The sequence below is a fragment of the Peribacillus simplex genome, assembly GCF_001542915.1.
Classification (GTDB): domain Bacteria; phylum Bacillota; class Bacilli; order Bacillales; family DSM-1321; genus Peribacillus; species Peribacillus simplex_B.
Genome location: NZ_LNNH01000039.1, coordinates 1 through 13,431, shown reverse-complemented (window position 1 = coordinate 13,431; position 13,431 = coordinate 1). Strand labels below are relative to the sequence as shown.

General features: G+C 42.1%; 17 protein-coding genes. 8 read left to right on the top strand and 9 right to left on the bottom strand.

The window, feature by feature from the left end:
- Window positions 1-19: 19 nt before the first annotated feature.
- From AS888_RS18095 to AS888_RS18075, 4 genes are all read right to left on the bottom strand, one after another.
- Window positions 20-724, bottom strand: coding sequence for an amino acid ABC transporter permease (locus AS888_RS18095; RefSeq protein WP_061143546.1), 705 nt, complete (start codon window positions 722-724; stop codon window positions 20-22).
- Window positions 708-1,532, bottom strand: a complete 825-nt coding sequence (locus AS888_RS18090; protein ID WP_061143545.1) for an amino acid ABC transporter substrate-binding protein — start codon at window positions 1,530-1,532, stop codon at window positions 708-710. The genes AS888_RS18095 and AS888_RS18090 overlap by 17 nt, the downstream gene beginning before the upstream one ends.
- Before the next feature lie 512 nt (window positions 1,533-2,044).
- Complete coding sequence (locus AS888_RS18080; protein ID WP_061143543.1) at window positions 2,045-2,629, bottom strand: YjgB family protein; 585 nt, start codon at window positions 2,627-2,629, stop codon at window positions 2,045-2,047.
- Window positions 2,630-2,777: 148 nt separating this feature from the next.
- On the bottom strand, window positions 2,778-2,978 hold the full coding sequence (locus AS888_RS18075; protein ID WP_061143542.1) for a hypothetical protein: 201 nt from the start codon (window positions 2,976-2,978) through the stop codon (window positions 2,778-2,780).
- 220 nt (window positions 2,979-3,198) lie between these two features.
- On the opposite strand from AS888_RS18075, the gene AS888_RS18070 reads away from it, so the two are divergent.
- Window positions 3,199-4,092, top strand: a complete 894-nt coding sequence (locus AS888_RS18070; RefSeq protein ID WP_061143541.1) for a TIGR01777 family oxidoreductase — start codon at window positions 3,199-3,201, stop codon at window positions 4,090-4,092.
- A 76-nt stretch (window positions 4,093-4,168) separates the two neighbouring features.
- The gene (locus AS888_RS18065; RefSeq protein WP_061143629.1) at window positions 4,169-5,338 is read left to right on the top strand and encodes an LL-diaminopimelate aminotransferase; all 1,170 of its coding nucleotides are present in this window, start codon (window positions 4,169-4,171) and stop codon (window positions 5,336-5,338) included.
- A gap of 120 nt (window positions 5,339-5,458) precedes the next feature.
- On the opposite strand, the gene AS888_RS18060 is transcribed toward AS888_RS18065, so the two are convergent.
- Window positions 5,459-5,689 carry a hypothetical protein gene (locus AS888_RS18060; RefSeq protein WP_061143540.1) on the bottom strand — a complete coding sequence of 77 codons (231 nt, stop codon included), beginning with the start codon at window positions 5,687-5,689 and terminating at the stop codon, window positions 5,459-5,461.
- A 468-nt stretch (window positions 5,690-6,157) separates the two neighbouring features.
- On the opposite strand from AS888_RS18060, the gene AS888_RS18055 reads away from it, so the two are divergent.
- Together AS888_RS18055 and AS888_RS18050 are read left to right on the top strand one after the other, a co-directional pair.
- Window positions 6,158-6,430: a phage holin gene (locus AS888_RS18055; protein WP_061143539.1), complete on the top strand. Its 273-nt coding sequence runs from the start codon at window positions 6,158-6,160 to the stop codon at window positions 6,428-6,430.
- Window positions 6,431-6,610: 180 nt separating this feature from the next.
- Complete coding sequence (locus AS888_RS18050; protein ID WP_061143538.1) at window positions 6,611-7,090, top strand: C40 family peptidase; 480 nt, start codon at window positions 6,611-6,613, stop codon at window positions 7,088-7,090.
- Between the two features lie 64 nt (window positions 7,091-7,154).
- On the opposite strand, the gene AS888_RS18045 is transcribed toward AS888_RS18050, so the two are convergent.
- Together AS888_RS18045 and AS888_RS18040 are read right to left on the bottom strand one after the other, a co-directional pair.
- Window positions 7,155-7,691 carry a GDYXXLXY domain-containing protein gene (locus tag AS888_RS18045; protein ID WP_061143537.1) on the bottom strand — a complete coding sequence of 179 codons (537 nt, stop codon included), beginning with the start codon at window positions 7,689-7,691 and terminating at the stop codon, window positions 7,155-7,157.
- Complete coding sequence (locus AS888_RS18040; protein WP_061143536.1) at window positions 7,684-8,742, bottom strand: DUF2157 domain-containing protein; 1,059 nt, start codon at window positions 8,740-8,742, stop codon at window positions 7,684-7,686. Before AS888_RS18040 ends, AS888_RS18045 begins: the two co-directional genes overlap by 8 nt.
- A 231-nt stretch (window positions 8,743-8,973) precedes the next feature.
- Between AS888_RS18040 and AS888_RS18035 the strand changes: the two genes are divergently transcribed.
- Genes AS888_RS18035 through AS888_RS18025 form a run of 3 tightly spaced genes read left to right on the top strand, consistent with a single transcriptional unit; the run spans window position 8,974 to window position 10,633 of the window.
- Window positions 8,974-9,294: a PadR family transcriptional regulator gene (locus AS888_RS18035; protein WP_061143535.1), complete on the top strand. Its 321-nt coding sequence runs from the start codon at window positions 8,974-8,976 to the stop codon at window positions 9,292-9,294.
- On the top strand, window positions 9,291-9,842 hold the full coding sequence (locus tag AS888_RS18030) for a DUF1700 domain-containing protein (protein ID WP_061143534.1): 552 nt from the start codon (window positions 9,291-9,293) through the stop codon (window positions 9,840-9,842). The genes AS888_RS18035 and AS888_RS18030 overlap by 4 nt, the downstream gene beginning before the upstream one ends.
- On the top strand, window positions 9,839-10,633 hold the full coding sequence (locus AS888_RS18025; RefSeq protein ID WP_061143533.1) for a DUF4097 family beta strand repeat-containing protein: 795 nt from the start codon (window positions 9,839-9,841) through the stop codon (window positions 10,631-10,633). Before AS888_RS18030 ends, AS888_RS18025 begins: the two co-directional genes overlap by 4 nt.
- 381 nt (window positions 10,634-11,014) lie before the next feature.
- On the opposite strand, the gene AS888_RS25900 is transcribed toward AS888_RS18025, so the two are convergent.
- Window positions 11,015-11,188: a hypothetical protein gene (locus AS888_RS25900; protein WP_155645542.1), complete on the bottom strand. Its 174-nt coding sequence runs from the start codon at window positions 11,186-11,188 to the stop codon at window positions 11,015-11,017.
- 219 nt (window positions 11,189-11,407) lie between these two features.
- Between AS888_RS25900 and AS888_RS18020 the strand changes: the two genes are divergently transcribed.
- A complete protein-coding gene (locus tag AS888_RS18020) occupies window positions 11,408-12,604 on the top strand; it encodes an MFS transporter (RefSeq protein ID WP_061143532.1) in 1,197 nt (398 codons plus the stop codon).
- Window positions 12,605-12,787: 183 nt separating this feature from the next.
- On the opposite strand, the gene AS888_RS18015 is transcribed toward AS888_RS18020, so the two are convergent.
- On the bottom strand, window positions 12,788-13,431 hold a 644-nt coding region (locus tag AS888_RS18015; RefSeq protein WP_185113126.1), incomplete at its 5' end, for a transposase.

Sequence of the window (13,431 nt, the reverse complement as noted above, 5' to 3'; positions counted from 1 at the left end):
CCTTTGACTGCTGTGGTTCTCATTTTGCTACATAGCGATTAAGCTTGTCCTCGATACTTCCTTGTATGAAAGATAAAATCGTACACAAAATCCAATATAGGGCAGCGGCTTCGATGTAGAGTAATAGAAATTCATAGTTTTTTGCAGCGATCTCTTGTGCTTTGCGGAATAATTCCGTAACAAGGATCAGTGATGCGAGCGATGTATCCTTTAAAAGGCTGATGAACGTATTTGAAAGCGGGGGAATGGATACACGAGCCGCTTGCGGCAAGATGATACGTTTCAAAGCTTGGGTATATGTCATTCCAATTGAATAGCCTGCCTCCCATTGCCCTTTTGGTATCGATAAAATCGATGCACGGATAATTTCCGAAGCGTATGCTCCAACGCTTAGTGAGAATCCGATGATAGCCGATATAAAAGGGCTGATGGTGACGCCTAGGTTCGGCAGCCCATAAAAGATAATGAATAATTGCACAAGTAATGGTGTCCCACGGATGATTGACACATATACTCGTGCAATTATTTGAAATATTTTAATGGAAGATAATCGAGCCAACGCAGTAAGAACTGCGAGAATAAGACCAAGAACGAATGTAATCAAAGTTAGTGGAATTGTATTTTTAATAGCTCCCTCTATCATCGGATAGAGGGAGGTTTGCGCGATGGAAACAAGCTGGTTCATACGCTCAGGGTCGTTGAAAATATTACTTAGGAGAAACATCTTCACCGAACCATTTATCTGAAATCTTAGCGTACGTGCCGTCGTCTTTCATCGCTTTTAATGCTTTGTTTACTTCATCCACTAATTTGCCGCTGTCTTTTCTGAACATTAAACCACTTGCAGCTCCGTTTTCTTCCTCATCGGCCACTTTAATTGGCGCATCCGGGTGCTGCTTTTTATAATCAAGGAACGACAATTTGTCATTGATCGTGGCATCCACCCGTTTGGAACCAATAAGTTGAACACTTTGGGAGAACCCTTCGATGCCGGTAACTTTAGCTCCATGGGATTCAGCCAGATCATTGTAGTTGCTCGTTAAGGATTGTGCCGAAGTTTTACCTTTTAAGTCATGGAACGATTTAATATCTTTATTATCCTTGTGAACAAGCAGTACGGCACCTGATTGAATATAGGCATCCGAGAAATCATATTTCTTTTGGCGGCCTTCATTAATGCCCACTTGGTTTGCAATCATATCAAAACGTTTCGCATCCAACCCTGCAAACAGGCCGTCCCATTGCGTTTCCTTGAATTCAGCTTTCACTCCAAGGCGTTTTGCCACTTCTTCAGCAATTTCAACGTCGAAGCCCGTTAATTTGTCCGAATCATCGTGGAATGTGAAAGGAGGATATGTACCTTCAGTTCCGACTGTTAATACGCCATCTTTTTTAACTTTATCGTATAGATTTTCTTGTGAAGAAGATTTATTGTCGGTATTGTTTGCCTCGTTTTTTGTATTTGAACCACAAGCGCTAAGTACAACCGTGAAAGCTAACAATAGCGATAAAAGTGCAACCATTTTTTTCATTTCGGTAGACCTCCTAGTAATCTGATAGGGATTGATACTCTGTGATACTATACAAGAAAAGGAAAAAAGTCAATGAAAATAACTTATATCATTAGTGTGAATGAATCTTGATGAATTATACGGATTTTCACGCATTGAATCGAATTCGTTTCAATGCGTGAAAATCCGTTTAGTTTCCATTATGAAGGGAAAAAATACCTGGTTTACCTAACGCAGTGCGCCAAAGAATCGTATCAACTTAAAGCTATTGCACGATATTTTTACACTGTGGCGGACCTGCTTGCCTGATCCTTGTTTTGTCCAAAAATCGATAAATCGCCAAACTCGCGGAAAAATGCGTCGGTTTCGCAGAAAAATCGCCAAATTCGTAAAAAAATGCGTCGAATTCGCAGAAAAATCGCCAAATTCACAGATAAAAGCTTCTGTTTCGTGGATAAATTTTCATTTTCCAAGAAAAAAGGCTGCCGAGCTCCGGCAGCTTGCAACGATTATTCCTTTGCACTCATCAAAAATCATTTAGCTTCCAGTAAATTGACATGATTGACAGTTTGATCTTCACCAACTATGAATTGCAGTTCATAATCACCTGTCTTGTAGATGTAGTTGATTTCATCCGTGCTTGAAATATGACGGATTTGATCGGCACTGCCAAGTTGTTCACCCAATACTTTAGGGGTGATGCTTCCTAAGTTATGATCGCGTTCTACATTTGTCCCAAAATATCTGATTTGGGAAATGGTCTTATCTTCGCCATAAGTGAAGGAGAATCCAGGGTGTCCCATTTCTGGATGATAAAAGTCAAAAGTCCCATCGTCATTGCCAGGTTCTGGGGGAGATCCGAATGTATTGTATACGTCTTTTTGGGTATTTTCCTTAATTTTTAAGCCTGTGGCAGTATAAGGCATTTCGCCAGAAAAGGCCTTATTGTAGATTTCATGTAAAGTGGTGATAGCGTGTGTCTTCGCTAAGCTGGAGGAGTCCTCCACCGTGGATGCGGCTTGAACCGGTTCAGTCGAAAAGGATGCACCTGCACCTAAAAGGGAACCGGTCAGAATAGCGGCACTAAGCATTCTGGTTGCTGGTTTTTTAGATAACATTTCTTATCCCTCCTATATGATACTTTTCCACCAATTCCTAGTCATGAAACATTTTTTCGGCCATTAATCGCCCAGTTAAGGTACTGCGCACCGTAGAAAAGTCAGCATTCCAACAGCTTTGCCCGAATGCTTTAGCTGCTTGCCAACACTACTTGTTAAATTCGCTGAAATCTTCTATATATAAAGCTACATAACCGCAAATGGGGCATACAGATGCTTTAGGCTTTGCAGATACACTCCTGAAAAGTCCCAACTTTTTAATGATCTTGAGTCCATTCATGCCGCCTTGAACATTCACTTGGCAATCCTCTATCATATCAGCATGGCAATGAGTACAAAGTCTTTTCATTATCTCCCTCCATTCCTGTAAAACTTCCTTTCTTGTTAATTCAAGCCTCATTTTAACATGAATATCCAACAGCCCATGACACTGATTTAAGGCGTTTGTTCCAGATTGTGATATCGAAAATCTTCTACCATTTAATGTAATGAGATGATATAATATTTGTGAATTAATTCACAATCACCAGATGAACGATTATCTTATATGAAGAAAGCGGGTTGGTTATATGCTGAAGAAAGTGGTTTTAGCAGGCGGGACTGGTTTTGTCGGACAATACTTTGAACAACATTTCAGGAACCTTGGATATGAAGTCGTCATCATTTCCCGGCAAACACCCCATATTGGCTGGGATGATAGAAAAGGATTAAGGGAAGCCATCGATAATTCGGAAATGCTGATCAATCTCGCCGGTAAAACGGTCAATTGCCGCTACAATGAGAAGAATAGAAAAGAAATTTTGGAATCCCGCACGGACACGACAGAAGTGCTCGGACTGGCAGTTGAGCAATGCGGAAATCCTCCTTCATTATGGATAAACTCCAGTACGGCGACGATATACAGGCATGCAGAGGATAAACCCATGACAGAAGGGAATGGAGAAATCGGTTCAGGATTCTCCGTCGATGTAGCGAAGGCATGGGAGCGTTCATTCTTTCGTTTCCAATTACCGGAAACGAGACAAATTGCTTTGCGGATAGCCATTGTTTTTGGTAATGGCGGCGTAATGACTCCTTATAGGAATCTAGTCAAATTCGGTCTGGGTGGCCGCCAAGGATCAGGGAACCAAAAATTCAGTTGGATACATATAGAAGATTTGTTCAACATTGTCCTTTTTCTAAAACAGAATGAGGGGCTTGAGGGAGTGTTCAATTGTTCCGCGCCTAACCCAGTCACTAATCGTGAGCTGATGGCACAGCTGAGACAGGCGATGAATAAAAAGATGGGCATGCCTTGCCCCGAACCATTGCTTACTATGGGCGCCTTCTTCATGGGGACCGAAACGGAATTGATCTTGAAAAGCCGCTGGGTCAAGCCTGAAAGATTGATAAAGGAAGGTTATGCCTTTACATTCAATCATCTGGATGAGGCGCTCGAACAGATTCTGTCTAAAGCTATATAAAATTATAAAATCCTGTAAAAAGATTGCTATAATGATAGGAAAAAGATTATGAATGGAGGGGAAGCGCATGGTCAGCATGCTTCCATCTGAAAAAGTCCGAAAATTCAAAACAGGAATATTCACAGAGCTTTCCGGGCGCAAGCAGGAAGCGATGAAACGAGGAGTGGATGTTATCGATTTGAGTGTAGGAAGTCCTGATCTACCACCGCCTGATTTTGTCATGGATACGCTTGTGAAGTATGCCCAGGATATTAATTCCTACGGATATACGTTAACGGGAACGCCCGAATTCCAGGAGGCTGTGCGATATTTTTATCAAGCCCGTTACGGAGTGGAACTGGATGAAGAGAAGGAAGTCCTTCAACTGATGGGATCCCAGGATGGCCTGGCACACTTGGCAATGGCGATGATAAATCCGGGAGATTATGTGCTTGTGCCGGATCCGGGATATCCCATTTACGAAGCTAGTGTAAAGCTTGCCGGTGGAATCATACATCCGATGCCGCTTACAGCAGAGAATGAATTCCTGCCGCAGCTTAACGAAATCTCTGAGGAAATAGTGAAAAAAGCAAAGATGATGATCATTAGTTATCCCGGAAATCCAGTCACAGCCCTGGCTGATGAAAGCTTTTTCGCAGAAGTGATCGCGTTTGCGAAAAAGAACGATATACTGGTGGTTCATGATTTTGCCTATTCCGAATTGATTTTTGATGATCATCCCCAAATTAGCTTCATGTCGATCCCAGGTGCCAGAGAAGTGGGAATTGAATTCAATTCACTTTCGAAAACATTTAATATGGCCGGCTGCCGCATTGGATACGTAGTCGGCAATAGCGATGCGTTGAACATATTGGGAACATTGAAATCACATATTGATTATGGAGTTTTTTATCCTATCCAAAAAGCTGCCGCAAAGGCGCTTACTTCCAACTTTTCATTGCTATCCGATCAGGCTCGGGAATATGAAAGACGTCGGGATGCCTTGATAGCAGGTCTTGCAAAAGCTGGGTGGCATGTGCCGAAAACATCCGCCACCATGTTCATTTGGGCCCGGATTCCAGCAGGGTGGAAGTCTCGCGATTTTGCCTATGCCTTGATTGAAAAGGCAGGAGTTACCGTTGTCCCAGGAGATGCTTTTGGGAAACAGGGCGAGGGTTATGTGCGAATGGCTTTGGTCCAGCCACCCGAGCGATTGAAAGAAGCGGCAGAACGGATAGGACTGTTCCTGGAGAAAAATCGATTGTAGGGAACATATTGGATAAGCTTATGAGTATCATGGACCGGTGTGCTGGCGATCGCTCACTAGTACATTGATAAAGAAAGAACGTCAATCAACGATTGAACGTTCTTTTTTTGTTGCTAATAGTCACTTACTTTTCATCACTCGATTCGAAATGAAATAGGCCATTACAGCTGAGAGCGCAGACATTATCATGACAGGCAATTGCGGCTGTGAAACCATACCGGGAGAACCGGCGATAGGAGTTGCCCCTGAAAAATCAGGAGTATATGCAGCAGTTAGAATCAGTCCGGATATCACTTGTAATATCGTGAATAACAATAGGAAACTAATTGTAAAGAAAAGATACTTCTTCATATGTTTCACCTCCTCTAATACATACGGATGACTTCCATGGAAGTTCCTTTAATTTACATTTTGTTATTGAGCGCCTCATAAATGTCTAAGCTTATTTACATTAGGAAAGTATAAAATGCCTTATATAGAGTATCAAGGGCTTGAAGCTGTTACTTACTTATTGAAATGGGGGAATCTGTAGACAAAAGAGGCCGCATCCGATTATTAATATAGAGTGCAGTGCATTGGAACAGTCGGAGTCCCATTCAGCAAAACTGTGGGAAATGGCGCTTCCTTCCTTGTTTTCATGAAGGTTCTAGCGTTTTCCAACCCTACTTGGGGGATTAAGAGAGAGGGAATTTGAAAGAGATTAGAGCGATAGATTATATGATGCATTTCCCGAACGGAAAAAGGACAAGCCGCATACTATATAGCAAGTCCGGATGCTTAATGAAACGGGCTTAATATGATAGATAGGGGGGCATGGCAATGATCAACTGGAAAGTGCGCCTTAAGAATCCAACGTTTATATTCACGGTTCTCCTTCCTGGGCTTTTGTTATTGGTACAGATGGTTGCGGCGTTCATAAACAATTTCATTCACCCAATCGGCTTTACCATTAGTGATGATGCATTGAGCGGGGCTTTGGGCATCATCAACTTTATAGCCATTACATTCTTTGGGGTCGGCGGTGTGATCGATCATACCACTAAAGGGCTAAGTGATAGCGAGAATGCTCGAAGTTATGATGAACCTAAATAATGGTACTCCATTGAAGATATAGAAGGAACCAGATAACACCGTTCAGGTTACACACGGTAGTTATCTGGTTTTTGTGTTTTAAGATGCTGGAAACGAATTGTGGATGTTTTTGACATGAAAACGAAAAAGGCAACATACATTTAAAATCGTGGTTCATTTTCAGTTTGGGGAGGAAAAAGAATGAGTTATCGTTTACCAGTTTCAAAATGGCTCGGGGCCATCGTTTTACTTGTGGCTTTATTGGGGGCATTCGTATTAAGTCCTGGCAATGCTTCAGCGTCCATCAATTATGGTGATGAAGTTGCCGCGTTGGCAAAGAAGCATGTGGGAAGCTCTTATAAATATGGAGGGACGACACCAAAAGGGTTCGATGCGAGTGGTCTGACCCAGTATGTATATAAAAATGCCGCGACAGAATTGAAGATTCCGAGAACTAGCGTCGATCAATATAAAACGGGCAAAGCCATACAACAAAAAGATTTAAAAACAGGAGATTTGGTGTTTTATGCCACAGGTAAGAAAGGGCAGGTTAGTTTTGTGGGAATCTATTATGGAAATGGCACATTTATCGGGGCCACATCCAAAGGAGTCAAGGAAGTGAAAATGATAGATAAGTATTGGAAGGAAAAATATATCGGCGCAAAACGGGTCATTAAGTGACTATGTAACGTTTGAAGCACCATAAGGAAAAGGAGCCTCGAATTTTCGATGCTCCTTTTTCTATTCATTCAATGATAATATCGGTTAAGACAACATTGCCATTGCGAACTTTTATTACCGCCATCGAAGGACTAGTCAATGCACGCGACTCCATTTGCTTTGCTTTTTCCTCTGATGCGAAATAATTGTCCAGGCCGTATTTAATCTGGATGCTTGTTGCCTTTTTCAATTCATAAGGAATTTGCAATTCCCCTTTTAGGTACATTCCTTTGCTTGGTTTCTTTTTCGTTACGGAATCGACTTCATATAGTCCGCTGCCGTCTTGTTTCAAGCGTACATAGACCTTTTTATAATCTCCCATATTCCTTGCTTTGAACTCGGATTTGATCGAATCGGCAAGTTGGTAAGGCTGGACCGTTTCAATGTCATATTCGAGGGCTACATAGCTGCCCCTAAACAAGTCTGTCGGATCGACGGGGGCCGTTTTGATTTTGATTTCTTCTCCCGTCATTGTTGTCAAGAACGGAGGAAATGCCAAAATCAATAGAATCAAGACCGGTATGGAAAAAACGATGAATGGTTGGAATGCTGAATTATTCATGGAGATGGCCTCCTTTTTTTCGTTGATTTTCAAAGAAAAAGCCAAACCCGATAAGCATGATGCCGCCGATGATGAATGTAAGCGATTTTGGCAAAAAGTCAAAGGAATCGAGATAATATCTGAAGATCAATGCACATATAATCACGATGCTGGTCAAGCTGCCTTTTAGAATCAGATATAGCAGGAAAACAAAATAAGCTAAAGGGAACCAAATCGAAAACTCAAAGGTAAGGAATAGTGCCGTAATGCCATGTAAGATGTGCCCTTGGATGTGAATGACGTTTCGTAATCCAGGTGTAACCGGGATGAAAGCCAGCAGGATTCCGAGCACAAACAGGATGGAAAGGACGATCGTATTCGAGTTTTCCAAATCAAGCTTCGGCACGAATTCCATTAGAAATAGGGCGATGGTATTGATGGCTAATGCATTAATGAAAAAGGCAGGATACTTAGGGTAATTGAATTTTTTCAATAGGATGTATAAAGCCGGTAAAAACACAATGATGGCTAACGGATAAGATGTTTCATCAAGGAATATACTTCCATTGATATAAATGAACAGCAGGAACGAAGTAAAAAGGAGGATGAAAACATCCTTTAAGTAGTAGCAAATGAATACCGTTCCGATGGCCCACAATAGGAAGGAACTATTGAAATTGATGACAATGTTGAACATTTGTTCAATTAGGAAGATCCCAGCCCCGAATATTAAGATACCGACATAATGCAGGCTTCTTGCTGTTTTGGGATAGCGCAGCTGCCACTTTACACCAGCAACGTTCACTCCAATCAAGCACGCAATGATAAGCAGGAATTTCACGACTTTATCTAGATAGATCCAGTTACTGGCTACGAAGGTCAAAACGCCCAAACCTAACAGCAATGCCCCGATGGACAAGAGAATGGTGACGAAGCTCATATTCCCTTTCACGGCATAGGAATCTAACATCTTCTCTTTTTCTTGCTCGGAGATGATTCCTCCCTCTTCAAGGTAATTGAACTCATTTTTTAAAAAATCGAATTGCTTTTTCGTTATTTCTTTATGACCCAAAATAATTCCCCCTTCCACATTTTACTATTATACAATGTATTCTCTCCCACCCTCGAATAGATGTTGTTATTTTCCTTCTACCCTCAATGAAAGGAATATAACTAATTTTTTTTAGTACCTTGCAATAAACAATACCGTGTGGTAAATTATTTGTATAAGATGTATTGTTTGATGATCAGTACTGTTTATTGAACTATACCTTAAGATTCCTAAATGAGGAGTGATGGGTCCATGAATGTACAATTTAAGAAGGGTGTCCTCGAGCTGTGTGTTCTCGTTTTATTAGATAAGCAGGACCGTTACGGCTATGAGCTCGTACAGAAGATTTCAGATCAGATCGAGATATCGGAAGGGTCCGTATATCCGCTTTTAAGACGGTTGACGAAGGAAGAATATTTCACGACTTATTTGCAAGAATCGACGGAAGGCCCTCCGCGTAAGTATTATAAGCTTACGGACAAAGGCCGGGATTACCTTCAAGAGTTGCTGACGGAATGGAATGAATTTTCCAATGGAGTCAATCAATTAATCAAGGAAGGTGTGAGCCAATGAATAAAGAACAGTTTTTAAAACAGTTGAATGACTCTTTAACAAGGCTTTCATTAGAGGAGCGGCAGGATATCCTGCAGGACTACGAAGAATATTTCACAATAGGGATGGAGCAAGGAAAGACAGATCAGGAAATTTCCGCATCGCTCGGGAATCCTAAACAGATTGCCAAGGAACTGCTGGCCACCTATCATCTTGGCCAAGTCGAACAAACCACTTCTGCCGGTAATGTCATGAGGGCGGTTTGGGCCGTCATTGGCTTGGGCTTTTTCAATCTCGTCATCGTATTGGGTCCTTTCATAGCACTGGTTGGAGTCGTCCTTGCAGGCTGGGCATCGGCGATAGCATTCATTCTTGCTCCGGTATTCGCATTGCTTAACCTTATAGTGAGCAGCTTTCAATTATTTGATTTGTTCTTCTCATTGGCATTATGCGGGCTTGGGATTTTCATGGCCATGGGGATGTTTGTCGCTACGAGAGCCCTGACGAAGGGGTTCATTCGTTATTTGAAATTTAACGCATCCCTTGTGAAAGGTGGTTTGAAAAAATGATCAATGTTAAAAAGTTATCGATCATAGCTCTTGTTTTGTTTTTGATTGGAGCAATAGGGAGTGCGTTTACGTTTTCCCAAGTGACGAATCAGAGTGCGACGACAGAGGTAAAGACGATTTCGGATGTCGTGACGAACATAAACATCTCTGCTGACAATGCCACCGTCGAGATCATCCGGACGAAGGGTCAGGAAACCAAGGTAGAGCTGGTTTCAAAAGGGGTGGAGAACTCCAAACTGGATTTCACTGCAGATGTGGATGGTAAGAAGCTAACCGTGAAATTGAAAAATCAGCTTACCTTTAGCTTTGGTTTCCATATTCAATCTCTACATCTAAAGGTTTATGTGCCCGAGAGAGCGTATAAATCCTTAGCAATCAAATCCGACAATGGTAAAGTGAAAATATCGGATTTGAAAAGTGAATATGTGAAAGTGAAATCGGAAAATGGCCGAATCGAATTAAATGAGATACTTGCGAAAAAAGTTGAAGTGAATTCTTCGAATGGAGCGGTGGAGCTCGATCATGTTGAAGGTGAACTGGTTGGATCCTCGAATAATGGCAAAATCATGCTGATTACAAAAGACTTGGATAGGAAGATCGATCTCGAAAGCGATAACGGTAAAATCATGATTCAAACGGAAAATGAACCGACAAATACGACTTTCGATGTCTCGGTCGACAATGGTAAAATCGATATTCTTGGCAAGTATGAGGGCAGTACTGTCATTGGCAAGGGTGAAAACCTGGTGAAATTGGAAACGAATAATGGGAAAATCGAAATAACGAAATAGCAATCAATGAAAAAGCCGGCCAAAAGAAGTCGGCTTTTTCCCTATGGGACCTGTTTATATTTCCGGATTTTGAATTATGGTAATACAGGTTTAAGGATGAACCAAATACGGAAGCCACTATTTGCTGAAACAAGGTGCCGGGGATGACGGGAACTGCATCGGCGACCGGAAAATAGGCAACAGCAAGGGCGGTACCTGCGGAGAATTCGATTCCAGCTGGGGAACTATCCTTTCTCATCTGTAAATCAACTAAGAGAGAAACAGGGAAATTCAGATCATGACAGAGATGCTCGCCGTTTTTCCGCTTGTCAATCTACCATGGAAGGGAGAATGTACTAGAGGAGGGTAAGGGGGCAATGGCTGATACAATCCGATCTTCCCCTACTTTAATTTTTTCATAATATGATAGATCGTGACTTGCATTCCTATGATACCCACAATCAATAGAGCTATTATGATGAACGGTCCTGAATCCTCATCTAAGCCGAATAGTAAGAGAAGGAATAAACCTGCACTTACGCCTAAACCCAGGATCATGTTCAATAGGAGCTTCATAGGCACTCTCCCCTAAAGGTTTTTTGCTTACATTATAAAATAGTTTTAAGGCCATTGCATAATCATCCGTTAATTTCCTCCACTTGACGGGGCAAATCGATGCTTATTGTCATATTGGGGTTTTCTTTATATATATTTAGGTACACGAAATAAATCGTTGGCTTCTTGCAACCATTTTTAGTAAACTGGCAAAGACAATTATATTTAGAAGGTGAAGGGATGAAGGAAACTTTAGTCGATGAACGGGTACGGGGTGCTGACAAGATCTGGACACGGGACTTTATCATGATCTGTTTAGCAAACCTTTGCATTTTCATGGGGTTTCAAATGACGATGCCTACGCTGCCGCTGTTTGTTGAGCAGCTTGGCGGGGATGATCGCCTTGTAGGGGCTGTGCTTGGCATTTTCACTTTTTCCGCCCTGCTAGTTCGGCCAATCGCAGGAAGGTTATTGGAAACGAAGGGAAGGCGCATCGTTTTTCTTGTTGGTTTAGCCATTTTTGCTTTGTCGGTGGGTTCCTTCGGCTTCATGGGGAGCATAGGTTTATTATTCATGATGCGGATTATACAGGGTGTAGGGTGGGGATTTTCTTCAACGGCCTCAGGGACGATCGCTTCTGATATAATCCCTGCGAAACGACGCGGTGAAGCGATGGGTTATTACGGTTTATCGGGAAATTTAGCATTGGCCTTCGGTCCATCCTTGGGGCTTTTCCTCGCCGCGGTTTTACCATTTCAAGAGTTATTCCTGATCTGTTCAGTACTCGGTTTACTTGCCATCGTTACAGCGTCACTTATTCGATATCAAAAAGTGGAAAGAGATCCATCAACGGCAGCGGTGGCCAAAAGGTTCGATGTTTATGAAAAAAGTGCCATCCATCCATCGTTGCTGATTTTTTTCATATCCGTCACTTTTGGTGGAATTGCCACCTTCCTCCCGCTTTATACAGCGGAAAAAGGCGTTGATGGAATCCAGTGGTACTTTTTGGTGTATGCAATGGCCCTGATGGTCACAAGATTATTCTCGGGCCGTTTATATGACAGAAGGGGACATCGAGCCATCTTCATACCTTCGACAGTGCTCATCATGGCTGGGATGCTGCTGTTGGCATGGATGCCTGGTGAAGCGGTCCTTTACCTAGCGGCAGTGCTTTATGGATTTGGGTTCGGTTCGGTTCAGCCGGCGCTTCAGGCATGGTCGATTGAAAAAACGCCACCTAACCGGAAGGCGATGGCAAATGCCACGTACTTTTCATTTTTTGACCTTGGAGTGGGCATGGGCGCCATCTTGTTCGGGCAAATAGGCTATCTTTTTGGATATAGAAGTATCTATATTACAGCAGCATTTTCGATTTTCATTTCCATGATCGTTTATTTATTGATTATCAAAAGTGAGAATAAGCTGAGCTCCCTGTAAGAACTGGGGGCTCTTGGTTCGCCCCTTGATAAGAGAGTGCTTTTAGTGGAAAGGAGCGGCCAAGTCGCCACCTTCCAGTTTGTAGACAAAAGGGGTTCGGAATTAAAAAATTCCGAACCCCTTTTGAAATTCCTTTGAATTTTGATCAAAGGTTACGAGATTTGGGCTCTTCGAGCCACTATGTTAAGCCATTTTAGGACCTTGCCATGTCCAAGTGGCCATCTTCTTTACATTCATGGCAGCGAAAGTAAGCATCGCCTGCATCGACAATTTTTTAAGTCCCCTTAAAGTAGTCCAACGCATACCATGCTTTTCTTTTGCATCTGCGAATACACGCTCAATCGTTTCTTTGCGTTTCGCATATATAGGTTTTACCTCTTGATGATGACGCAGATGATCTGCTTCTTCCACATATGCTTGCCAGATATGCCGTGTCACTACTTTTTGATGGTCTTTGCTTTCCGTACACCGTGATAAAAATGAGCATGTTGCACAAATTTGTTTGGGCGATTTGTACTCGCGATAGCCCTCTTTATTTGTTGTTGAGTACTTTAAAGTTTCTCCCGAAGGGCAAAGGTAACAATCAAAGTGTTCATCGTAAACATAGTCATGTTTGCGAAAGAATCCTTCTTTTGTACGAGGACGTGTATAGGGTAAAGCAGGTGTGATTTCTTTGTAAAATAGGTAGCTTGTAATCGCTGGTGTTTTATAAGCGGCATCTGCGGCAGCATGGAATGAATAGGCAAACTGTTTTGTTCGTTCATCTTTCACATAGTAGCCACTCTCAGGATCCGTAGTACTTTCTTTAATTGCTTTGGTTTCTTCCT